Source organism: Granulicatella sp. 20925_1_45 (assembly GCF_041433555.1).
GTDB lineage: Bacteria > Bacillota > Bacilli > Lactobacillales > Aerococcaceae > Granulicatella.
The window spans coordinates 24359-46048 of sequence record NZ_JAPWBR010000004.1 but is presented as its reverse complement, the minus strand read 5'-3'; the positions used below and the strand labels follow the sequence as shown (position 1 = coordinate 46048).

The window sequence follows — 21690 nt, the reverse complement described above, 5'->3', positions numbered from 1 at the left end:
TTTTTGTGTTCTTATCTCTAAAAATGAACGTTACGATGTAAGTTGTGTATATTGTTCGTAAAATTATACAAAACAACACGTTAAACAGTTGCTTTTTCAAAATAAAAACAGTAAAATCATAACTATCCTAACAAATGGTTTAAGAATGTACGGTTTTTGAACCGAGTTGGAGTTGCATTTATTTCTGTCGATTATTTTTAAGGAGGACTTATGAAAACATTAGAAGAACGTATTCTAAAAGATGGCTATGTTTTAGGCGAAAACATCCTTAAAGTGGATTCTTTTCTGACTCACCAAGTGGATTTGAACTTGATGAAAGAGATTGGAAAAGTCTTTGCGGATAAGTTTAAGGACGCTGGTATTACAAAGGTTGTAACGATTGAAGCATCTGGAATTGCTCCAGCGCTTTATACAGCAGGCGCACTTGGGGTTCCGATGATTTTTGCGAAGAAATCAAAGAACATTACGATGAACGAAGGCATCCTCACTGCTGAAGTTTACTCATTTACAAAACAAGTCTCAAATACTGTCTCTATCGCAAGTAAGTATCTTTCACAACAGGATAAAGTCCTTATCGTCGACGATTTCTTAGCGAATGGACAAGCCGCAAAAGGACTCATCGAGATTGTGGAACAAGCCGGCGCTAAAGTGGAAGCCGTTGGAATCGTTATTGAAAAATCATTCCAAGATGGACGTGGGCTCCTAGAAGAAACAGGCATCCCAGTCTTTTCACTAGCACGATTAGAACGTTTTGAAAATGGACAGGTCGTATTTAAGGAGGCAGAGTTATAATGCAACAACAAGAAAAACACTCAAAAGCGATGGTGCTTGGGCTCCAACATTTATTAGCCATGTACTCTGGTTCAATCCTTGTACCGATGATGATTGGGAAAGCTCTCGGATATAACAGCGAACAATTAACGTACTTAGTTTCAACAGATATTTTCATGTGCGGGATTGCCACTTTTTTACAACTCCAATTGAACAAATATTTTGGAGTAGGGCTTCCGGTCGTGTTAGGGGTTGCCTTTCAATCGGTGGCGCCATTATCGATTATCGGACAAAGTCACGGTAGTGGAGCGATGTTTGGAGCTCTTATCGTATCGGGGATTTTCGTCGTTCTGATTTCTGGTGTTTTCTCCAAACTAGCACGATTCTTCCCAGCCATCGTTACTGGGTCTGTCATTACAACCATTGGATTATCACTCATTCCGGTGGCTATCCTAAATATGGGAGGAAATACTTCTGATCCAACTCCACAAAGTTTAGCCTTATCACTCATTACGGTTCTCATTATTTTACTAGTCAATATCTTTGCAAAAGGCTTCATAAAGTCGATTTCGATTTTAATTGGGTTGATTGTGGGAACTGTACTTGCGACGATGATAGGAGTAGTGAGTTTTGCTCCTGTTGGCGCAGCGCCGCTTTTACATGTTCCAACTGCATTCTATTTTGGAGCTCCAACCTTTGAGGTGACTTCCATCCTCATGATGTGTATCATTGCGATGGTTTCAATGGTAGAGTCTACTGGGGTGTACTTAGCACTTTCTGATATTACAAATGATCCAATCGATGAAACACGTCTTCGTAACGGATACCGCGCGGAAGGGATTGCTGTTTTGCTTGGTGGGATTTTTAATACATTCCCATATACAGGCTTCTCTCAAAACGTTGGTTTAGTAAAAATGTCAGGAATTAAGACAAGACTTCCAATTTACTACGCAGCTGGCTTCCTAGTGTTGCTAGGTTTACTTCCAAAATTTGGTGCGTTGGCACAAATTATTCCAGACCCTGTTATCGGGGGAGCGATGATTGTACTGTTTGGTTTCGTAGCGCTTCAAGGAATGCAAATGTTGGCGAAAGTGGATTTTGCTAATAACGAGCATAATTTCCTTATCGCTGCAGTTTCGATTGCGGTCGGCGTGGGCTTTAACAATAGCAATCTCTTTAATAGTTTCCCAACAGAATTGAAAATGTTCTTCTCAAACGGAATCGTCATGGCCAGCATCCTTGCCGTCGTCCTAAACGCGATTCTCAACCGTAAGAAGAAATAAATAAACTCCGTTATCTCCATTCAAAGAGAAGGTCTCCCCACCTTCTCTTTTTTCTATTTCTCCCTTAAAGTTTCCTTGTCTCCAGCGGGCCAGCCTCCTGAAATTGTTCAAACTATCCATGCACACAAATACTATGAGAAGCAAAACTAACACCATCGTGTAGCGGTAAAAATTACCGAATTCAGTTGGATTTCCAGCTTTCTACATAGATGATTTCGAAGAAGCTTGCGGATTTTATAATCGCAGTAACGGGGAATCGCATCGAATGTGAACTACGCGGAGTAGGGATAAATCCCGTACTCCGCGTTTGAAGCTTCGAAGGTGCAAGACCTAGGCTTGCACCGGTGCCCCGTAACAGCGATTATAAAAAGAATCCGCAAGGATTCGCAGAAATCATCAGCACTAAAAAACTCCAGAATCACCCAACTAAATCTCAGCATAATTTCTCACCCTCCACAATGTTTTCAGTTAGTTTTCACTTCTCGTATTTTTCGCGTAGGTATGGTATACTATGCCTATCTTTAAACAATTTCAAGGAGGCTCTTCCCAACATGGCTGAAGACAAGAAAACATTTTACTTAACCACACCGATTTACTATCCAAGTGGCAACTTACACATTGGTCATGCCTATACAACTGTAGCCAGCGATGCTATGATTCGCTATAAAAAACTACAAGGGTTTGACACTTACTTCTTAACAGGAACAGATGAACACGGACAAAAAATCCAAGAAAAAGCCAAAGAAGCAGGCGTTTCTGAAATTGAATTCGTCGATAAAATTATTTTCGGCATTCAAGACCTTTGGAAAAAGCTAGACATCTCTTACGATGACTTCATTCGTACAACACAACCACGCCATACAAAAGCCGTCCAAAAGATTTTCCAAAAATTAGTGGACAATGGCGACATTTATCTTGGTGAATACGAAGGTTGGTATTCAGTATCAGACGAAGAGTACTTCACTGAGTCTCAATTAGTCGAAGTATACCGCGATGCTGAAGGAAATATGATTGGTGGGGTTGCGCCAAGTGGACACGAAGTAGAACTCGTTAAAGAAGAATCTTACTTCTTCAGAATGAGTAAATACGCAGACCGCTTATTGCAATACTATGAAGAACACCCAGATTTCATTCAACCAGAATCACGTAAAAATGAGATGATTAATAACTTCATCAAACCAGGTTTAGAAGACTTAGCCGTATCACGTACATCATTTGACTGGGGAATTCCAGTGCCAAACGATCCTAAACACGTGGTTTACGTATGGATTGATGCGTTATCGAACTATATTACAGCACTAGGATATGGTAGCGACGACGAAACATTATTCAACCGCTACTGGCCTGCAGATGTACATTTCATCGGAAAAGAAATCGTTCGTTTCCACACGATTTACTGGCCAATTATGTTAATGGCATTAGATTTACCATTACCGAAGAAAATCTTCGCACATGGCTGGTTATTGATGAAAGACGGTAAAATGTCTAAATCTAGAGGGAACGTCGTAGACCCTAACACATTAATCGAACGTTACGGATTAGATGCACTTCGTTACTATTTATTACGTGAAGTGCCATTCGGTTCTGACGGAATCTTCACTCCAGAATCATTCGTAGAACGTATTAACTATGACTTAGCCAATGACTTAGGAAACTTATTAAATCGTACTGTTGCGATGATTAATAAGTATTTCGATGGAACCATTCCTGCACACACTGCACCGGTTTCCACATTTGACCAAGAATTAGTGGATGCTTCAAAAGCGATGATCGTGGAAGTCGAAGAAGCAATGGAAAATATGCAATTCTCAGTGGCTCTTGCAGCAATCTGGAAATTCGTTTCTCGTACGAATAAATATATCGATGAAACAACTCCATGGGCAGCCGTGAAAGACGAAGCACGCCAAGAAGAATTAGCACGTACAATGAACTACTTAGCAGAAAGCTTACGTATCATTGCCGTTGCCTTACAACCATTCTTAACAGAAACTCCAGGAGAAATCTTGGCACAATTAGGAATTACAGATAGTGCCTTAATGGATTACCCTTCATTACACACATTTGGAGTGATTCCTGAAGGAACTAAAGTGGTTGAAAAAGGACAACCAATCTTCCCACGTTTAGACGTTGAAGAAGAAGTAGCTTATATTCAAGCGAAAATGGGTGGAGCGCCAGTCGAAGAAGAAAACACAGACTGGAACCCAGAAGAAGTGGAACTATCAAGCGAAAAAGAAAGCATCAAATATGACGACTTCGATAAGATTGAATTGAAAGTCGCAGAAGTCATCGAATGCGGACCAGTGGAAGGGGCAGACAAATTGCTTCAATTCCGCTTAGACGCTGGAGATGCGGGCGGTCACCGTCAAATCCTTTCTGGTATCGCAGAATGGTATCCAGATCCAAGTATTTTCGTTGGAAAGAAAGTCGTCATCGTTGCGAACTTGAAACCACGTAAAATGCGCGGACAAATCAGCCAAGGAATGATTCTTTCGGCTGAAAAAGATGGCGTCCTACAAGTGGTGTTTGCACCAGACGGAATGCCAAACGGCTCAACAGTAGCTTAATTAAATCAAACGAGAGCGCGACCCTTCGAATGCGAAGAAAGGCATTTGAAGGGTTGTCTATTTTAAAGGAGTTAACTATATGAAAAAAGGTTTATTAACAGGGTTACTACTCTTTGGATTTTTCTTTGGAGCAGGAAACCTCATTTTCCCACCAACATTAGGATATCAATCAGCTGATCAACTTTGGCCAGCAGTTATCGGATTTATCGTTTCTGGGGTCGGTCTTGCGATTGGAACCCTTTTAATCGGAACAGTGATTAATGGTGGGTTTAAGAAAGAGTTGGACGAAAAGATTCATCCGATTTTCTCATTGGCATATTTAATTGCATTATATTTGGCAATTGGACCATTCTTTGCGATTCCACGTACAGCAACGGTATCCTATAATATCGGGGTAGCACCGTTTCTACCTGATTCAAAATCAGGACTTATTATTTACGCGGCGATTTACTTTGCAGTAGCCTTTTACTTGGCGTATAACCGTTCATCACTATTATCAAGCATCGGAAAAATCTTAACACCGATTTTTGCAGGGTTAATTTTAATCTTAGTGGTTGTTGGAGCGTTCAAGTATGGACAAATGACTCCTGAATTAGCTGGGCAAACAGAATTGACAGCAGCGAAAGCTTTCGGGAATGGCTTTATCGAAGGATATAACACACTAGATGCTTTGGCAGCAGTAGCCTTCTCAGTAGTTGCCGTGAACACGTTAAAAGAGTTCCATTTCAGCTCTAAGAAGGAGTACGAGAAAACAATCATGAGCGTTGGCGTTGTAACAGCAATTGGATTCAGCGTATTGTATATCGGACTAGCATTCCTTGGAAATCATTTCAACGTGGCAAGTGCCTTAGCAAAAGATGCAGATTTAAACGTTGGGTCATACGTATTAACAATGGCTTCACGCGAGTTATTCGGTACATTCGGACAAGCCTTCCTAGCGGTGATGGTAGTCATTACCTGCTTAACAACAACGGTAGGGTTAATCGTATCTGTAGGGGAGTTCTTCGAAGAAACATTCCCTCGCTTCTCTTATAAAGTGTATGCGACAGTATTTACCTTAATCGGATTTGGTGTAGCGACACTTGGTCTTCAAACGATTATCACCTTCTCACTTCCAGTATTGATGATTTTATATCCAATTACAGTGGTGATTGCGTTCTTCGTATTAGTGAATAAGAAAGTAGCATTCTCTAAGAGAGGGATGCAGCTAACAGTGGCGTTGACAACGATTATTTCAACAGTTTCAAGTTTAGCTTCTGCGTTGAAATTAGAAGGATTAGCAAAAGCGTTGGAAATTCTTCCGTTACAAGGGTTGTCGCTTGGATGGATGGGACCGGCGATTGTTGGTATTTTAATCGCCCTCATCTTACCTGACAAGATCAAAGGTGAAGCATTCGACTTCGAAGCATTTCAAACAAAATAAAAGGGAACTTTACTAGGTGATTACTGCGTATCCCTACGGGGATTTTCATAGTAGCGGTAACGTTGCACCGGTTCGAGCCTCTTCGAGTCTCTCACCTTTAAAGCCTCAAAGAGGGCGTATGGATTAAAAATCCTACGCCCTCTTATTCGTTTTAATGCTTAGCCACGTTACTGCTACTATAAAAATCCCCTAGGATACTTCGTAATCATCTATTTTGTTTATGCTTTTTATTTTGTGGGAATGCGTTGAACTTGTTGGTAAGAGGAGAAGGCTCCCAGGATTAAATCGCGCATAGTAATGGCAAGAGCCAAGGTCTCTTTGCCTATGCAAATGCAGATAGTGCAATTACGTTCGAAACCTTCGCACTGTGAAGGTTTCCTATAGAATCCGTAAGATACTTCGTAATCATCTTTTTTATTTGTGGTTATATTTATTTGAAATGCTTCAAACTCTTCAAAAAAGAAACAAGAAATTAGACAAAAAGAAACTCCGGCTGGGATTCCAGTCGGAGTTTTTGCATGCTAAAGGGCTTCGATAAAGCGCTCAGAGTGAGTTTGCCACATATCGGGATTGAAACGAGCGATTTCAGGAATGAGAATCATGTGGTAGAGTCGGACCGTGCTTCCGTCTTTGACCTCATAGGAGTACTCGTATAAAAATCCAATCCGTTTGGCAAAGTCGCAAGAGTCTGTGTGCGTACTTTCTACTTTTAAATAGAGCTCTGAGATGCCCTGCTCAACAAGGTACGGATGTAATAATTGAAAGGCTTCAATTAAAATGTCACGATGCCAATATTCTTCGAGCAGCGCGAAATCCATTAGATGACTTTGGTCTGTGGAGACTTTCATAAAGCCAATTGGCAGGTCGTAATTCTTCATTTCAATGATAAAAAAGTACGGATCGTTGTCCATTAGGTGTGTATAAAAGTTCTCTGCATTTAAATGAGACGTTGCAGATACCCATGGAAGATTAGACGTTGCTAGAGGGTCCGTTAGCAAAGCCACTACAATCTCCATGTCAGTTTCGTGAAAGGGCCTTAGAGAGATACGTTGTGATGCTAGTGTAGGTACGTTCATAATCGCTACCCCCTTTCTCTACCTGCATTATAGTAGTAAAAATCAGGAAAGTAAAGAGGAAGAATTGCGTTTACAACAATAATGAAAAGGGTTCCGAAATAGTCTGAAAAGAACGGAAAATTTCCTAGGATGTGAGTCTTCTTTTATCGTGACTTTTGTCATGGTGAGTCGTGACGGACGGGCCTACTGAGTGACCTTTGTTTTTGTTAAAGTAGAATCATCAAGAACAACACATGGAGGCAAACATGATTACAGTAGAAAAAATTACAAAGCGTTTTGGAAACAAGACAGCATTAAATCAAATTCAATTTAACGTCGAAAAAGGAGAAATCTTCGGGTTCTTAGGACCGAGTGGAGCAGGGAAAACAACCCTCATCAATATCCTAACTGGCCAACTTAAAGCCGACGAAGGAACGACACAACTTCTTGGTAAAGATACAAAAGACCTTACCCCAGAAGACTTAGCACATATCGGTCTCGTTGGAGATTCAAGTGGCTACTACGAAAAATTAAGTCTCGAGAAGAACTTAATCGTCTACGCAAAGATTTACGGATTACCAAATAGCCGCGTCGATGAAGTGCTTGAACAAGTAGGACTACTCGAAAGTAAGAAGACAATCGCGGAAAAACTTTCAACAGGGATGCGTCAGAGAATGTTTCTCGCAAGAGCACTTTTAAACAGACCAGAGTTACTCTTCCTAGACGAACCAACGAGTGGGCTAGACCCAATGACCTCTAAGAAAATTCACCGATTGCTGGAAGAACTAAAAGCAGCGGGCACAACAATTTTCCTAACGACACACGACATGGTCGAAGCCACAGAGTTGTGTGATCGCATTTCCCTACTAAACCAAGGAGATCTAGTAGAAATCGGAACACCACGAGATATTATTCAAAAATATAACAAAGAAAAACGAGTGAAAGTGACCTTCACTGACCATAGCGCACAAGTGAGGGCTTTTGAAGACTTAAAAGACCAAGACATGACGCAAGTGGAGCTCATTCACTCAATGGAACCAACATTAGAAGACATCTTTATTCAATTGACAGGAGAGAAATTAAATGATTAAAAGAATTAGCGCCTTAATTTGGCTACGTACACAAATGATTTTAAGCAATGGAGCAATGCTATTCCAAATCGTATTCCCATACGGAATGCTTGTGGCATACAACCATTTCATGAACAAAGACGGCAACCCACAAACAGCCGTACAAATCCTATTCATGATGATTCCGCTGGCGCTTAGCTTATCAGTCGGATCAATGATTACAATTATGCTTGCTGAAGAAAAGGAAAAGAAAAACTTGAAAACTCTCTTCTTAAGCGGCATTCACTCAGTCGAATACTTAATCTCAATCTTATTCTACCCAGTAGTTTTAGCATTGATTACGATTGTAAGTTTCCCAATGATTGTTAAAGCGGATCTTTCAGGTCGTTGGATGGAATATGGTGCAATCGTTGCGAGTGTGGCTATCTGTGTGATTTTACTCAACTTATTAGTGGGTGCTTTGACAGATACGCAAGCAAAAGCGCAAGTAAATGGTGCGATTCCGATGATGGGGATTGCGTTCTTACCGATGTTCTCAATGTTGAGCGATGCGGTATCAAAAGTGACACACTATACATTCATGGGGAACTTTGTGGATTTCTTTACCAAAAACGATTTCGCCTTAACAGCCCAAAACTTCATCGTCCCTGGTGTATGGATTGTGGTGCTACTCGTCTTAAACTTCTTCTTCTTAAAACCTAAAGCAAAGAACTAGGATACGAGGCATCGCGTTCAGAAATGGAACGTTGGACCGGAACAACGCAAAGGACTCGAAGCGAGTCGTGCGGATGTTTCGGGAAACGCACGCCATTTCTGCGATGACGAGTTCAACTACAAAACTATGTAAGGTATATTCTGGCGATGGTGCTTTGAGAGTTAAGGCTCCATAGACAACTAGGACTTCGAGTTTAAAATATTGAAAATATTGATTTAATCAGGTTTCCTCCAAAGAGTGTAGCTTTTTGGAGGATTTTTTGAGCAAAATAGTATAAGAAAAAAGCAAGATGTAACATTTTTGTTACGTAACAAAAATGTTACACTTAAGAAAAATGGAGGTGTGTTTATGAGGTATAAACGTGAATTTACTGAGGAAAACTTTGAAGAGTTAATGGAATTGCCGTATGGGAGAATGGTAAAAACGGCTGCGATTCTACAACTGATTGAAGAAGAAGGGGTTACTCCAGAGATGATTGAAAAATGGGGAGATTATGACGAAGATGAAGGGATTATGTATTTGAAGTTTGAAGTGGAAGATATTACGGAAGGAGTGAATGGCAGTGAGTTCCTTAAGAACAGAGAAGTTCTCGATTATTTCTTCGCGCTATCCGAACTTTAAAGAGGATGTAGCGAAAGAATTGGCGAGACATAGGGCTGCACTTCGTATTATTCGTCTTAGAATGGAAAGCAATTTATCCAGAGAGGAATATGCAAATAAAGTAGGTTTTAAACGTACAGCACTGGCTAGGTTGGAGCGTGGAGAAGGAACGCCTAATCTATCGACGTTAATCGAACTAGCACACAAAAACGGATATGAGGTGGATATTCAGCTCAAGCCGTTTGGATATTAATCAAATGGAATTGGTTACTCTGATACTTGTTGGAGTAGCCTTTTTATTTCCACTAAAAGACGGTATAATAAACGTGATAAACTCTGGAGGAACAGAAATGAAGAAAAACGAATTTTATACAGTAACCATTGAGGATTTAACGCATGAAGGACTGGGCGTTGGGAAGGTCGATGGATTCCCGCTATTTATCGAAAATAGTATTCCAGGAGAAGTCGTGCGCGTGAAGACGATGAAGATTGGAAAAAGCTATGGCTACGCGCGTGTGGAGGAGTGGCTGGAAGTGAGCCCGAATCGTGTGGAGGTGAAAGACGCCCTCGGTACACGTGTGGGGACAATGCCGTTGCAACATATGACCTACGAGAGCCAGCTGGCCTTTAAGCAGCAACAAGTGAAAAATGTGATGACGAAAATTGCGAAAATGCCAGAATTAGAAGTTCGTCCAACGCTTGGAATGGAGAGTGCGCTGGGCTACCGAAACAAGGCGCAAATTCCAGTGCGTATGGTAGACGGACAGTTAACGACAGGTTTCTTCAAGAAGAACTCTCATGATTTGATTCCGATGGAAGACTTCCATATTCAAGACCCTGAAATTGACCGCTTGATTGTGGCCGTACGTGATATTTTAAGAAAGTATCCAGTGGTGGCGTATGATGAGGCCAACAACACTGGCGACTTGAAGCATATTATCGTTCGACGCGGGTTGCGTACGAAGCAAGTGATGATTATTTTTGTGACGAGAACAAAGGTGTTGCCACAAGCAGAGGCAATTGTAAGAGATATTACAGCGGCGCATCCGGAAGTGGTGTCTATCGTGCAAAACATCCAACCGAAGCCAACGAACGTCATCATGGGACGTGAGACGAAGGTGCTATTCGGGGAAGATGTGTACGAAGAGAAACTGTTCGAATTCACGTTCAAGATTAGCGCGCGTTCGTTCTTCCAAGTCAATACTGTGCAAACCGAAGTGCTCTATCAACAGGCCATTGACGCTGCGGACTTGAAGGGTGGTGAGACGGTCGTGGATGCGTATTGCGGTATCGGGACGATGAGCTTGGCCTTTGCCCGCGATGCGAAGAAAGTCTATGCCATGGAAATCGTGGATGATGCGATTGTGATGGCCAAAGAAAATGCGAAACTGAATGGCGTGACGAATGTGCACTTTGAAACGGGGGCGGCTGAGAAAATTATGCCACGCTGGAAGGAAGAAGGCATCCAGCCAGATGTGATTGTGGTGGATCCACCGCGCAAAGGGCTCGACCTTGCGTTTATCGAAGCGGCATGTGCAACAGGACCTGAACGTATCGTATATGTCAGCTGTAACCCAGCAACACTTGCTCGCGACCTTGTCCACTTCAAGGAACGTGGATACGAGGCGCAGTACGTGCAACCCGTGGATATGTTCCCGATGACCGCGCATGTTGAGGCAGTATCACTGCTTGTGCGAGCTGGGGCATCAGTGAAGTAGAAGTAGATGTTGTGGTTATTTCGAGATGGAAAAGTAGAGAATATAACCGTATGCAGGATAGTTTTTTATTATAGATATGGGCTATGTAATGCACGGCTCATATAATTGAGCATTAAAAGCTGATAATAATGAAGAAACCTTAGCCACTGGACTTGATTATGAACTTGTCGCAAAGTTCGCTCAAGAGTTTATGGAATTATATGATGAGATTTATTTTAAACAATGACAAATTAGTGTTGTGGGGGGACAATAATGCTGGAAAAAACACTAGAAACTTCATCAGGAGTGATTCATTATTGGATAAATGAAATTAATAAACAATCAAGAATCGCTCTTATATTTTTACCTGGCCTTACTGCTGATCATAGACTGTTTGACAAACAGATAGAATATTTTAAGGATAAGTTCAGAGTATTGGTGTGGGACGCACCTGGACATGCTTCGTCATATCCTTTTGACCTTGATTTTGATTTGTTTGATGAAGCAAAATGGCTGAATGAAATATTAATCAATGAAGGAATTGATCAACCAATCTTAATTGGACAATCAATGGGAGGTTATCTAGGGCAGGTTTATGCAGAACTATATTCTGAAAAACTAAATGGTATTGTTACAATTGATTCACCTCCTCTTCAAAGGAGGTATTATACCGTAATAGAATTATGGTTATTAAAAAGGGTAGAAGCAATATATAGATTTTATCCATGGAAAACACTTTTGAGACAGGGTACGAAAGGCGTATCAACAACTGAATATGGAAGAAAATTAATGTTAGATATGATGATGGTTTACGATGGAAACCAGAAAAGATATTCTCATCTAGTAGGACATGGATATAAAATCTTAGCAAAAGCAGTAGAAAAAAATCTGGCTTATGAAATAAAATCTCCACATATGCTGATATGCGGTAAAGAAGATCGAGCAGGTTCTTGTATCCGATATTTGAAATCATATGAGAAAATATCGGGAAAGCCTGTTGAGTGGATTGATAATGCTGGGCATAATTCCAACACAGATAGACCAGATGTTGTAAATAAATTGATTCATAAATTTGTGAAAAAGTGTGCCAAATAAATCCTAATTTCTCGAGATTAACCTTTTTAACGATAGCCTCATATTATTGTTAAAAAGTATGTGGATATGTTTTTCATGACTGCGCATGTTGAGGCGGTATCACTGCTTGTACGAGCTGAGACATCAACAAAGTAAAAATTGAATATATTGATATTTCCAGCACCAGATGGAGGAAAAACAATGCATCATATTGAGATTTATGTAAGTAATTTAGATAAAACCAAGGAATTTTATTCTTGGATACTTAGCATTTTAGGTTTTGAGTTGTTTCAAGAATGGAAAGATGGATTTTCCTATAAAAAGGACGAATTTTATATTGTTTTTGTACAGACAAAAGAAAAGTATCTTAATAACGGATACAATAGATGCAATATAGGCTTAAATCACCTTGCTTTCCGTTGTCAAACCAAGGATAAAATTGATCAAATTAGGAAGTATCTTATTCAGAGAAATATAGTTTTACTTTATGATGATAGATATCCAAATGCTGGTGGAACTGAACATTATGCAGTCTATTTTGAAGATCCAGATAGGATTAAAGTAGAAATTTGCTTGGATTAACTTAAAAATTGTCAGTAATGATGATTGATGTTAAATTTCAGTTTATAGCTATGTTTCCACATATAGACAGGTTCACTTGTTTCATGTTGAGGATATGTCACTACTAGTACGTTCTTAGACAGGAGGAAAAAAATAATGGAGATTTTGGAAATTAATCCTATTTCGGTAAAAAAAAGAATGACTGAACTCCTATTTGATTATCTTCTAATCATAACTTACTTGGGTATTCTGTTTCTTTGCGCTATAACTTATTACTACATTGTTTTTAATGGGGTACCAATGCAAACAGAATTTCAGGCGCAGACGCTTACATTTTTTATCAGTGTTCTACCAATCATGCTTTATTTCACATTTTCGGATTATGCAAAAAATGGAAGTTTTGGGAAATCAAAAGCAGGGCTTCGTCTGGTCTATCAGAAAAAAACAATTCAGGCCAGCTTTATTAGAAATCTCATCAAATTTTTACCTTGGCAATTAGGGCATATGGGAACTATTCATGGAGTCTATAGTGATTTTGATCTAGTATCCATTATCCTTTCGTCTTTAGCAACCTTACTTGCACTGTTGTTACTGGCAATGGCAATTTTTAGAAAAGATAAAAGGCATCTAGGAGATTTGCTAGCTCATACACAGGTTCAGCTAGAGGGTGACAATAAGTGATTCAACTTAGAAGTTAGAAAACGCGGATACGTATCACAATACGTGCAAACCGTGGATATGTTCCCGATGACTGCGCATGCAATGTACACCCAAGAAAACGAGCAAGGGGAAGTGTGATTGGCTGCGTGCTAGTTCAAACGGAATGCCCAACATATTAATCTAATATAAGTATTAAAATGTGTAGACAAATGCAAATTTTGGAGGTAAAGATTATGGCTTCAAGTAAAGAGTATTTAGATTTTATTTTAGAACAACTATCCGAGTTGGAAGAAATAACATATAGATCAATGATGGGCGAATATATTGTTTATTATCGTGGGAAAATTGTTGGTGGGATTTATGATGATAGGTTTTTAGTGAAGCCTGTTAAATCTGCAATAGCATATATGCCAAATTCAAAATATGAGTTGCCGTATGATGGAGCAAAGGAAATGCTATTGGTAGATGATGTTGACAACAAAGAATTTTTAACCGGCTTATTCAATTCAATGTATGATGAGTTACCTGCACCAAAACCAAAGAAATAATCGAATTCGAGGTGGCTTAAAATGCTTGAGATAAAAGAAACAATGATTGAGGATATCAAATGTGTTCAACAGCTTTGGGCTGATGGGGATGTCATGAAGTTCGTCGGTTTTCCGGACGGCTTACATCAAACAGATGAAGGGATGCAAAATTGGTTTCGGTGGATTAAATCGAACAGACCGACTTTAAACCACTATTCAATTTTCGAAGACGGGAAATACTGCGGAGAATCGTTCTATGAAATCGACGCAGAGCATCGAAGCGCCGCTCTGGACATAAAATTGTTTGGATTTGCACGGGGATGTGGAATTGCAACGGCCGGGCTCTCCCATGCAATCAAAGAAGCGTTCCTAAACGGTGCAGAGATTGTATGGGTCGATCCGAATCCAGAAAACATGAAAGCAATCGCGTTGTATGAGAAACTTGGCTTTCAGCAGAAAGACTTTCCGGAGTACCTGGTTTCGGAGGGTGAGGAGAAAACCTCAATTTATATGGAACTTCGCAAAAACTGATTCATAAGTAAACTATATTTTTAATGGATATTTTATAAGGAGGGTATATATATGTTAGGAGCAATTGTGGGAGATATTGTTGGTTCAGTTTATGAATGGAACAATATTAAAACGAAGGATTTTCCGTTGTTTAGGGATGACTGCTTTTTCACAGATGATACGGTGATGACCTGTGCTGTGGCGGAAGCAATCATGAATGGCGGTCAGAAGGATGACTTCATTGATGCCATGAAGAAGTATGGCCGAATGTATCCAAATGCGGATTACGGTGCCAGGTTTAACCAGTGGCTTATGACCGACAACCGTGAGCCTTACAATAGTTTTGGGAATGGTTCTGCGATGCGCGTTTCTCCGTGTGCTTGGGTGATGGAGGCCACAACAGACGAGTTGCCGTCCGAGGGGAAACGTCTGGCGCAACTTTCTTCAGAGGTGACGCATAACCATCCAGAAGGGGTTAAAGGCGCAATGGCAACGGCTGATGCAATCTTTATGTGCCGTTACTTCTTCGGTAGTAATAACCCTGCGGAGGTTAAAAGACGCATCAAGGAACGTATCGAGAAAGAGTATGGATATGACCTTTCTAAAACGCTGGATGAAATTCGTCCTACGTACCGTTTCAATGAAACGTGTCAGGATACCGTTCCTCAGGCAATCGTTGCGTTTCTAGAAAGTACAGATTTTGAAGATGCAATTCGAAATGCGATTTCTCTTGGTGGAGACAGCGACACTCTTGCTGCAATCACAGGAAGTATCGCCGAGGCAGCTTATGGAATTCCTGAGTGGATTCAAGATAAGGCCTATAGCTATCTCGATGAGCCTTTGAAAGAGGTGGTCAGACGATGGGAAGAATTCGTAGTAATCAAATAACCGTATATATAGGTGTATGTCCACACGTTGACGGACATGCGGATTGACGTTACCGTCGTAGATTTGAAGGATGGAGGGGATGGTTTGGCGGATAATAGACCTAGTTTTAAAGAAATCAAATCATTTGAAGAATTTAACCAATACTATTGGTATCGAGAGGAAATTTCCCAAATTTGTAAGTCTCTTGGTTTAGAGTACAGAGGTACGAAGAAAGAATTGACTTTTATAATTGAACAGTATTTTCAGGGAAATAAAATAGAGAAATCTTTGAGGAAAAGCCGTAAAACTCAATCCGAAGTAATCACTTTAGAGACTCCACTCCTGAACTGTGGGTTTTCTTTTAATCAGAAGTTTAGAGATTATTTTTCAGCAGTAACTGGGGTTAGTCCGTTTAAATTTAATGCGGATATGGCAACTGCTTGGCGAAAAGTAAAAAGGGATAATGATCTACAATTTACGATTCAAGATATGATTAAAATTTATTATGGAGAGTCAGATTATGCCAAGTATGATCATTCGGCTTGTCAGTGGAATCAATTTTTAAAAGACTTTTGTACGGATGAATGTAGCCATCAGTATGCTAACAAGTTAACTGTTGCATCTATCCTTTGGAAGGAAGTTCGAGATTCAAAGAATGAAAAAGTTTATTCCAAGCAGCTTCTAAATGAATATAAAAGCAAAATAGAGGCATATCGTAAATGAGCAACTTCTCTTTCTTCTGTCTGATACGTTGTTGCGAAAGCTTCTGTGTACTTTTAAGAGGATTATAGATTGCATGCAGGACTACTGGATGTACATCGTGAGCGCTTGTTTCATTCCTATTGACGGTAGCAATATAATGTTTAGAAAGAAAAAGCTTAGGAGGGTTATCGATGGTTATATTGGAATTGTATCAAGGTGATTATCAAAAAGATTTAGTCGCGTTTGATTCTTTAGAAGAAGGGAAAGCCTTTGTATCTCAAATCCCGGGGTATACTCTAGAAAACGAAGATGGGTTTGAAGTGGAGTATGTGAATCCTAAACACTTGCCGGATTATATGGAAATTGTCTTCAACGGAAATATTGTTCCTTTTTCTAGGTTTTCGTTTGATCCTGAAGAAAATGTCGAGATTATTTGGAAAGAAATTTCGAATCTATCTGTTAAAAACGATAAAGTGGTCGAAGGAGCTACAAAAGTCGATGCTTATGTTGTGAATAACGATGAAGATAAAGCCTATATCGAAGCCAGAGAGATAAACTTCCGCAAGGCAAAAGCTTTCTTAGAAAGTAAAGGGTATGAAGTCGATAGAAGCTATTTTGGAAGTGAAGATGGCGAAGCAATTCTCTACAGAAAGAAAGGCGCCGAAGATTGGCACTTCTTATGTCACTTAGACCCGCTGTTTGTAGAGATTGAAGATGTTGAAGGGTTTGTGGAGAATATTGAAGAATCGGAAGAAGCGTCTAAATAGAAAGAAGGAAAAATAAAGTTGAATAGAATAGTAGACGATCAGATAACGCTTATTCCTTATTATAGAAATGATGACATCTCCCTTCTTTGGTATCAAGATAGTGAGATATGCAAACAAGTAGATAATACTGATCAGATTTACGATCTAACAAAACTTCATAAAATGTATGATTACCTAACTTCACATGGTTCTTGCTATTATATCCAATATGAAGGAGTGTTAGTTGGAGATGTGACACTCCAAGATAACTCGGAACTTTCTATAGTTATCAGCAAAGAGTATCAGAATTTACAGATTGGAAGACGATGTATTTCTGAAATGATACAGCTGGCGAAAGAACAAAAAATGGTAAAGGCCTCTGCACAAATATATCCTTTTAATACTCAAAGTCAAAGAATGTTTTTGGCTTTGGGATTTCAGAAGGTAGATGAAGAGTGGTATGAATATAAGTTGATTTAGGGTAGTTGTAGATCATTTTATATATTTAAATACTGGTCCGTATTTTGTATATCAAAGAACAGCAAATTGAAAATAAACTCATAAAAAACATATAAAGGAGTACGATTAGTGAAAGCATTAATTGTTTTAGATTGTCAAAAAGGAATGTTAGCTAGAGGGAATTTTGACCTGCTTAAAGAGAATATTTTGAAGTTACAAGAGATGTTTAAAGCGAGCGGGGACCTCATTATTCATACGCGTCATATTGATGAGAATGAAGAGAGTATTATTTACAATGGTGATGAACGAGGAGAGCTTGACGAAGAGCTTTCTGCGGATGCGGATTTTATCGTAGAAAAAGACTCGCCAAATATTTTCCAGAGCGAAGAGTTGAAGGCGATTCTTGCGAACCATCCGGTAGATGAAGTGGTGATTACGGGACTGAACGCGGAATATTGTTGCTTATTTTCTGCTATTATCGCTTCAGACAGAGGCTATAAGGTGACTTATATTGAAGATGCAACGGGAAGCGTCAATGACGGCGACACTTATGAAATGCCAGGGCTAGACCTTGTTGACTTCGTTGGCTGCGTCTTGGATTGGTCTGGGCAAGTCGAGGTCCTATACTTCGATGAGTTCAAAGAGAGAGGGTAACAGTTGAATTTGATAGAAGCAGGCAAAGTAAAATTTGCTTGCTTCTTTGTGTAATTAAGCAAATTATCCCTTAAAAACGGATGTGATTTAAGGGAAAACAACCTGAAAAAGTGTTGCTGTTTCGAATAGGATATAGAACAATTTTAAGAGATGTTGAGAAACTTCTTATTTCACAAGGAAGTCAAAAGCAAAAAGAAATGTGTTATAATGGTTGTATTCATTTTTCAGAAAGAAGTGATTACCATGGATTTTCGAGTAAAAGGAGATACGTATAGATATGGCGTTAGAGTAACGGCGATTGTAGTGAGGGATGGCAAGTTGCTCACTTATAAAGTAGAAGACCAAAATCACTTAGTTGGCGGGGCGATATTAGTGGGCGAAGCAAGCCGTAAAGCTGTAGCCAGAGAAGTGAAAGAGGAACTAGGTGTAGACTGTGAAGTTGAAGAGTTGATGTTCGTTGTTGAAAATCGATTTGATTATAAAGGAGAACTCCATCATATGATTGAATTTCATTATAAAGTGACTCTTCTAGGGGAGGTGCCGTCTCATACGTTGGATGAGGGAAAATATGAGTGTGAATGGATAGACCTTCAACGATTAAGAGAGTATGATATACGACCTCAATACTTAATAAAAGAATTACCTCTTTGGAAATCTGGAATAAAACAGATTGAAATAGGGTTAGAATAGATTATTTTCCAAACTAACTAAGCCGGAGCCCATCGAAGGGCTCCGGCCTTTTTTTATTTAGCAACTGCCTTCTTGTAGTACAGCTCTAATCCTAGCGCTGCAACTAATAGTACCGCACCGACTGGTAAGTAGAGGGTTGGGTAAACTGAGCTTGTTCCGTAGATGTCGAAGACTCCCTTGAGGAAGCTACCGAAGATGAAGGTGAGGACACCCATCTTGTAGGCTGCTTGTGCGTCTTCTGACTCCAGGAAGGTTTTCCCGGTCATTTTTGCTACGAGATTTGGCATGACTCCAAGCACGAGTGGAATCATAAAGAGCAAGTACATGAATGGGGAGTAGACTTGGTGGCTGAAGAATTCATACACCGTTCCGACGACGAGTGTTACCACCGTTGCGACTGTGTAGAATGTCAGTCCTGTTTTCTTTTTATAAATAGACAATGTCACTCACCTCTCTTTCTTCGATGTTTCGACCGTATGTTGTCGGTTTGTTAATGATTTGTCCGTTAAAATACATGGTTGATGATCCGCCACCGTCTAAGTTATAAGCGGTTGTGACGTTCAATTCTTTCATAAAATCAGCTAATTGTTTCAACGATAATCCTTTACTTTCGCTCGTACGTCCGTCTGACACCACGAATACATAAGTGCTATCGTCGATGATTCCGATGGCTGTACGCGGATTGCTCGCCATGGCTTTCCCAACTTCGTCTGAACTGTCAACGGCTATTTGTCCGTTTTCAATCAACGCTGGGCCAAATGACAAGACTTGCATTGCGCCGTTGTCGACTAACTGTTGGGCCGTGATGTCGCCTTCTTTGATGATGCCGAAGCTTCCGTCTTTGTAGATGACTAAATCTTCTTGTCTAGCATTCTGACTCTCACTTCGTAACAGTTGTCCGTTACGAACGACGTATCCAGCATCTCTAGCGCCGTAGTAGTCTCCGTTAATCGCAAGGACTGCGTTTACGCTTTTAGCGGTCGTTGATGTCTTCGCGGTTACGTTTCGACCGTATGTTTCGTCGGCCAAGGCGGTCTTAATCGACGCGTTGCCTTTGATTTTCACCGTTGCGACGTGGATTTGCGTCTTATTTCGCTCGTACGTGTCAATCGTGATGGATTTCGTATCGTCTTCGTAGGCCGTAGCCGTGCTCACGGTTGGTGTTGTAGAAGTGCCAGTGCTACTAGAGCTACTTGAATTATTTGAGTTTCCTGACGTTCCCGTGCCGCTTGCGCTCGTTCCTGTGGCCGTATTCGTTGCCGCTGCCGTTTCGTTACTGAACTTTGCCAGGCTCTTTGAGATGAAGAGCGTATCGGCCACGACCATTCCCGAAGCCCCAATGAGGACTGCTGTATAAGCGGTCGTTAATATTTTTCTGAGTGATTTTCCTTTTTTGTTATTTGACATAATGCACACCTTTCTCTTGTCCAAAAATGACTTTCTTCTGTACAAACCAGTTAAAGAAGAACATCCCGATTTCGGTAATGATTTTACCAACGAGTGGTCCGATGCCGAATCCGTAGCTGAGGACCATTAAAATTAATGTGTTCAGCGTTAATGAGAAGCTGGCGAGTAAAATATAGCCGCCGAGTTCTTTTAGAAATGGTTTGTCGCTGGCAAAGACGAACTTCTTATTCACGAAGAAGTTGAATCCTGCGCTAATCACCCTTGCGACCACGTTAGCGGTCACGAGAGGTACGCCGATAAAAATCTGGAAGGCGTAGAGGGTGTAGTTTAGAAAAAAAGAGAGAATTGATGATAGGGCGAATTGGAAAATCTCTTTGTAGATTCTGAATGAATCGCGAAGAGGATTAAAGTGTGAACCCTCATTTTTGTTCTCGTAAATGGTTTGAATTTCTAGTTCACAGAATGGGCGTTTTTCTTTTGCCCAAACCATCAACACGTTCATTTCGTATTCGAAACGTGATCCTGAAATTTCAAGTATTTTCTCTAAATGCGTGCTTGAGAATCCACGAAGACCGGTTTGTGTATCACTAATTTTCGTGCCGCTTGTAAGCTCGAAAATTTTCAAGGTGATTTTATTTCCGACACGGCTTCGAAGTGGGACGTGGGTTCCGTCGAAGTTACGAACGCCAAGTACGAGGCTGTCTTTCTCAAGAGATGCCCTGGTGGCGATACGCACGATGTCTTCTGGACTATGTTGTCCGTCTGAGTCCGCCGTTACGATGGCCACTTCCTCGTCTGCGTAAGTTTCTTTAATGTAGCGATAAGCTGTTTTTAAGCCTTCACCTTTACCTTTGTTTTCAGGATGCGTTAAAACGGTCGCTCCTGTGAGTTGGTTGAAGATAGGAAGATATTTCTCCCCACTGCCATCATCGACAACGACTACTTCTAAGTCTTTGGCGATTAGTTGTTGCGTTAAAGGAATTAATTTTTCCTCTGGTTCATATGCTGGAATAATGACGATTATTTTCATGTTTGTCACCGCTCGCCTGGTTTGGGGAGCTTCTCCTTTCCGTTTGGATAACTATACTTTGCACCATGAACTTAAAACTTACTTAAAAGAGGTGGAAAAAAATAAAAAAGCTCGGTAAGATAGTAAAGAAGAAATAAAAAATGGAATAAAATGTATCGATAGAAAAAATGAAAAAGGAGGTACGACAATGGCAACAATAGAAAGTGGAGCGAGATTTGGGATTCCGCTGGTATTCCTAGTGAGTTCTGTGTTTATTGCGACATGTGTGCTTGTCATTTTCATTCGCCGATGGACAGCCGCAAAACAGAGCGGAGGTCCGTTCATGGCAGCTTTTCATATCGCAAATGGAACATTTTACATTCATGTGGCGTTCTGTTTCAAAAAGCGTCGTATTCCTCTATCATCTATTCGCCGGATTTCGTTTGATTTCATGCGTGGTCGAAAAGGTGGAGGTGCTCGTTATTTCGTCATCATCGAACAAAAGGATGGAACCACGACCATGTTCTTCATGGGAAAGAGCAAAACCAATGATGCGCTGCTAGAGCAGTTGCCTCAAGCTGTGAAGCGGTATCCGATTAAGGTTTCCCTAAACTAATTTGAAAAAGCAGTACCTATAGTAACATCT

25 protein-coding genes are annotated in these 21690 nt (G+C 40.4%); 21 read left to right on the top strand and 4 right to left on the bottom strand.

What is annotated here, in order from left to right; translation table 11 throughout:
- Positions 1–210: 210 nt before the first annotated feature.
- From O3798_RS02435 to brnQ, 4 genes are all read left to right on the top strand, one after another.
- Positions 211–792, top strand: coding sequence for a xanthine phosphoribosyltransferase (locus O3798_RS02435; RefSeq protein ID WP_371463010.1), 582 nt, complete (start codon positions 211–213; stop codon positions 790–792).
- Positions 792–2054 carry a nucleobase:cation symporter-2 family protein gene (locus tag O3798_RS02430; protein ID WP_371463008.1) on the top strand — a complete coding sequence of 421 codons (1263 nt, stop codon included), beginning with the start codon at positions 792–794 and terminating at the stop codon, positions 2052–2054. The genes O3798_RS02435 and O3798_RS02430 overlap by 1 nt, the downstream gene beginning before the upstream one ends.
- Before the next feature lie 458 nt (positions 2055–2512).
- Positions 2513–4618, top strand: coding sequence for a methionine--tRNA ligase (gene metG, locus O3798_RS02425; protein WP_371463004.1), 2106 nt, complete (start codon positions 2513–2515; stop codon positions 4616–4618).
- Between the two features lie 79 nt (positions 4619–4697).
- Entirely contained in the window at positions 4698–6041 is a 1344-nt protein-coding gene (gene brnQ / locus O3798_RS02420) for a branched-chain amino acid transport system II carrier protein (protein WP_371463001.1), read from the top strand.
- 521 nt (positions 6042–6562) lie between these two features.
- On the opposite strand, the gene O3798_RS02415 is transcribed toward brnQ, so the two are convergent.
- Positions 6563–7117: a GNAT family N-acetyltransferase gene (locus tag O3798_RS02415; protein WP_371462999.1), complete on the bottom strand. Its 555-nt coding sequence runs from the start codon at positions 7115–7117 to the stop codon at positions 6563–6565.
- Between the two features lie 233 nt (positions 7118–7350).
- Between O3798_RS02415 and O3798_RS02410 the strand changes: the two genes are divergently transcribed.
- The 16 genes from O3798_RS02410 to O3798_RS02335 all read left to right on the top strand — a co-directional run bounded on the left by O3798_RS02410 (position 7351) and on the right by O3798_RS02335 (position 18628).
- Positions 7351–8187, top strand: coding sequence for an ABC transporter ATP-binding protein (locus O3798_RS02410; RefSeq protein ID WP_371462998.1), 837 nt, complete (start codon positions 7351–7353; stop codon positions 8185–8187).
- Complete coding sequence (locus O3798_RS02405) at positions 8180–8881, top strand: ABC transporter permease (protein ID WP_371462996.1); 702 nt, start codon at positions 8180–8182, stop codon at positions 8879–8881. Before O3798_RS02410 ends, O3798_RS02405 begins: the two co-directional genes overlap by 8 nt.
- Positions 8882–9229: 348 nt before the next feature.
- Complete coding sequence (locus tag O3798_RS02400) at positions 9230–9502, top strand: hypothetical protein (protein WP_371462994.1); 273 nt, start codon at positions 9230–9232, stop codon at positions 9500–9502.
- Positions 9444–9734 (top strand): helix-turn-helix domain-containing protein, encoded by a 291-nt coding sequence (locus tag O3798_RS02395; RefSeq protein ID WP_285252722.1) that lies wholly within the window; start codon positions 9444–9446, stop codon positions 9732–9734. The genes O3798_RS02400 and O3798_RS02395 overlap by 59 nt, the downstream gene beginning before the upstream one ends.
- A gap of 97 nt (positions 9735–9831) precedes the next feature.
- Entirely contained in the window at positions 9832–11199 is a 1368-nt protein-coding gene (rlmD, locus tag O3798_RS02390; RefSeq protein ID WP_371462992.1) for a 23S rRNA (uracil(1939)-C(5))-methyltransferase RlmD, read from the top strand.
- Positions 11200–11451: 252 nt separating this feature from the next.
- Positions 11452–12273: an alpha/beta fold hydrolase gene (locus tag O3798_RS02385; RefSeq protein ID WP_371462990.1), complete on the top strand. Its 822-nt coding sequence runs from the start codon at positions 11452–11454 to the stop codon at positions 12271–12273.
- Positions 12274–12453: 180 nt separating this feature from the next.
- Positions 12454–12834 carry a VOC family protein gene (locus O3798_RS02380; RefSeq protein WP_371462988.1) on the top strand — a complete coding sequence of 127 codons (381 nt, stop codon included), beginning with the start codon at positions 12454–12456 and terminating at the stop codon, positions 12832–12834.
- Positions 12835–12966: 132 nt separating this feature from the next.
- On the top strand, positions 12967–13494 hold the full coding sequence (locus tag O3798_RS02375) for an RDD family protein (RefSeq protein ID WP_371463106.1): 528 nt from the start codon (positions 12967–12969) through the stop codon (positions 13492–13494).
- Positions 13495–13706: 212 nt separating this feature from the next.
- On the top strand, positions 13707–14021 hold the full coding sequence (locus O3798_RS02370) for a TfoX/Sxy family protein (RefSeq protein ID WP_371462986.1): 315 nt from the start codon (positions 13707–13709) through the stop codon (positions 14019–14021).
- A 21-nt stretch (positions 14022–14042) separates the two neighbouring features.
- Entirely contained in the window at positions 14043–14531 is a 489-nt protein-coding gene (locus O3798_RS02365; RefSeq protein ID WP_371462984.1) for a GNAT family N-acetyltransferase, read from the top strand.
- 51 nt (positions 14532–14582) lie between these two features.
- Positions 14583–15398 (top strand): ADP-ribosylglycohydrolase family protein, encoded by an 816-nt coding sequence (locus O3798_RS02360; protein WP_371462982.1) that lies wholly within the window; start codon positions 14583–14585, stop codon positions 15396–15398.
- A gap of 36 nt (positions 15399–15434) precedes the next feature.
- Positions 15435–16100, top strand: coding sequence for an SAP domain-containing protein (locus O3798_RS02355; protein ID WP_371462980.1), 666 nt, complete (start codon positions 15435–15437; stop codon positions 16098–16100).
- 170 nt (positions 16101–16270) lie between these two features.
- Positions 16271–16846, top strand: coding sequence for a hypothetical protein (locus tag O3798_RS02350; protein WP_371462978.1), 576 nt, complete (start codon positions 16271–16273; stop codon positions 16844–16846).
- 18 nt (positions 16847–16864) lie between these two features.
- Positions 16865–17305: a GNAT family N-acetyltransferase gene (locus O3798_RS02345; protein ID WP_371462976.1), complete on the top strand. Its 441-nt coding sequence runs from the start codon at positions 16865–16867 to the stop codon at positions 17303–17305.
- 108 nt (positions 17306–17413) lie between these two features.
- Complete coding sequence (locus O3798_RS02340) at positions 17414–17938, top strand: cysteine hydrolase family protein (protein WP_371462974.1); 525 nt, start codon at positions 17414–17416, stop codon at positions 17936–17938.
- A gap of 243 nt (positions 17939–18181) precedes the next feature.
- Complete coding sequence (locus O3798_RS02335) at positions 18182–18628, top strand: NUDIX hydrolase (protein WP_065427023.1); 447 nt, start codon at positions 18182–18184, stop codon at positions 18626–18628.
- A gap of 53 nt (positions 18629–18681) precedes the next feature.
- Here the strand turns inward: O3798_RS02335 and O3798_RS02330 are convergent, their stop codons facing one another.
- From O3798_RS02330 to O3798_RS02320, 3 genes are read right to left on the bottom strand one after another with little or no spacing between them, the layout of a single operon-like run.
- Positions 18682–19074, bottom strand: a complete 393-nt coding sequence (locus O3798_RS02330) for a hypothetical protein (protein ID WP_048783366.1) — start codon at positions 19072–19074, stop codon at positions 18682–18684.
- Entirely contained in the window at positions 19055–20035 is a 981-nt protein-coding gene (locus tag O3798_RS02325; protein WP_371462972.1) for a phosphodiester glycosidase family protein, read from the bottom strand. The genes O3798_RS02330 and O3798_RS02325 overlap by 20 nt, the downstream gene beginning before the upstream one ends.
- Entirely contained in the window at positions 20025–21065 is a 1041-nt protein-coding gene (locus O3798_RS02320) for a glycosyltransferase (RefSeq protein ID WP_371463104.1), read from the bottom strand. The genes O3798_RS02325 and O3798_RS02320 overlap by 11 nt, the downstream gene beginning before the upstream one ends.
- A 187-nt stretch (positions 21066–21252) precedes the next feature.
- Here O3798_RS02320 and O3798_RS02315 point away from each other — a divergent pair, with 187 nt between their 5' ends.
- Positions 21253–21660 (top strand): hypothetical protein, encoded by a 408-nt coding sequence (locus O3798_RS02315; RefSeq protein WP_371462970.1) that lies wholly within the window; start codon positions 21253–21255, stop codon positions 21658–21660.
- Positions 21661–21690: the final 30 nt, after the last annotated feature.

Bases quoted from the DNA above. Each gene is read 5' to 3' on its own strand.
- O3798_RS02355 (WP_371462980.1), top strand. From the start codon at position 15,435: ATGCGGATTGACGTTACCGTCGTAGATTTGAAGGATGGAGGGGATGGT.
- rlmD (WP_371462992.1), top strand. From the start codon at position 9,832: ATGAAGAAAAACGAATTTTATACAGTAACCATTGAGGATTTAACGCAT.
- O3798_RS02350 (WP_371462978.1), top strand. From the start codon at position 16,271: ATGGTTATATTGGAATTGTATCAAGGTGATTATCAAAAAGATTTAGTC.
- O3798_RS02400 (WP_371462994.1), top strand. From the start codon at position 9,230: ATGAGGTATAAACGTGAATTTACTGAGGAAAACTTTGAAGAGTTAATG.
- O3798_RS02325 (WP_371462972.1), bottom strand. From the start codon at position 20,035: ATGTCAAATAACAAAAAAGGAAAATCACTCAGAAAAATATTAACGACC.
- O3798_RS02365 (WP_371462984.1), top strand. From the start codon at position 14,043: ATGCTTGAGATAAAAGAAACAATGATTGAGGATATCAAATGTGTTCAA.
- O3798_RS02360 (WP_371462982.1), top strand. From the start codon at position 14,583: ATGTTAGGAGCAATTGTGGGAGATATTGTTGGTTCAGTTTATGAATGG.
- O3798_RS02315 (WP_371462970.1), top strand. From the start codon at position 21,253: ATGGCAACAATAGAAAGTGGAGCGAGATTTGGGATTCCGCTGGTATTC.
- O3798_RS02380 (WP_371462988.1), top strand. From the start codon at position 12,454: ATGCATCATATTGAGATTTATGTAAGTAATTTAGATAAAACCAAGGAA.
- O3798_RS02320 (WP_371463104.1), bottom strand. From the start codon at position 21,065: ATGAAAATAATCGTCATTATTCCAGCATATGAACCAGAGGAAAAATTA.
- O3798_RS02335 (WP_065427023.1), top strand. From the start codon at position 18,182: ATGGATTTTCGAGTAAAAGGAGATACGTATAGATATGGCGTTAGAGTA.
- O3798_RS02385 (WP_371462990.1), top strand. From the start codon at position 11,452: ATGCTGGAAAAAACACTAGAAACTTCATCAGGAGTGATTCATTATTGG.
- brnQ (WP_371463001.1), top strand. From the start codon at position 4,698: ATGAAAAAAGGTTTATTAACAGGGTTACTACTCTTTGGATTTTTCTTT.
- O3798_RS02410 (WP_371462998.1), top strand. From the start codon at position 7,351: ATGGAGGCAAACATGATTACAGTAGAAAAAATTACAAAGCGTTTTGGA.
- O3798_RS02370 (WP_371462986.1), top strand. From the start codon at position 13,707: ATGGCTTCAAGTAAAGAGTATTTAGATTTTATTTTAGAACAACTATCC.
- O3798_RS02435 (WP_371463010.1), top strand. From the start codon at position 211: ATGAAAACATTAGAAGAACGTATTCTAAAAGATGGCTATGTTTTAGGC.
- O3798_RS02430 (WP_371463008.1), top strand. From the start codon at position 792: ATGCAACAACAAGAAAAACACTCAAAAGCGATGGTGCTTGGGCTCCAA.
- metG (WP_371463004.1), top strand. From the start codon at position 2,513: ATGTTTTCAGTTAGTTTTCACTTCTCGTATTTTTCGCGTAGGTATGGT.
- O3798_RS02415 (WP_371462999.1), bottom strand. From the start codon at position 7,117: ATGAACGTACCTACACTAGCATCACAACGTATCTCTCTAAGGCCCTTT.
- O3798_RS02405 (WP_371462996.1), top strand. From the start codon at position 8,180: ATGATTAAAAGAATTAGCGCCTTAATTTGGCTACGTACACAAATGATT.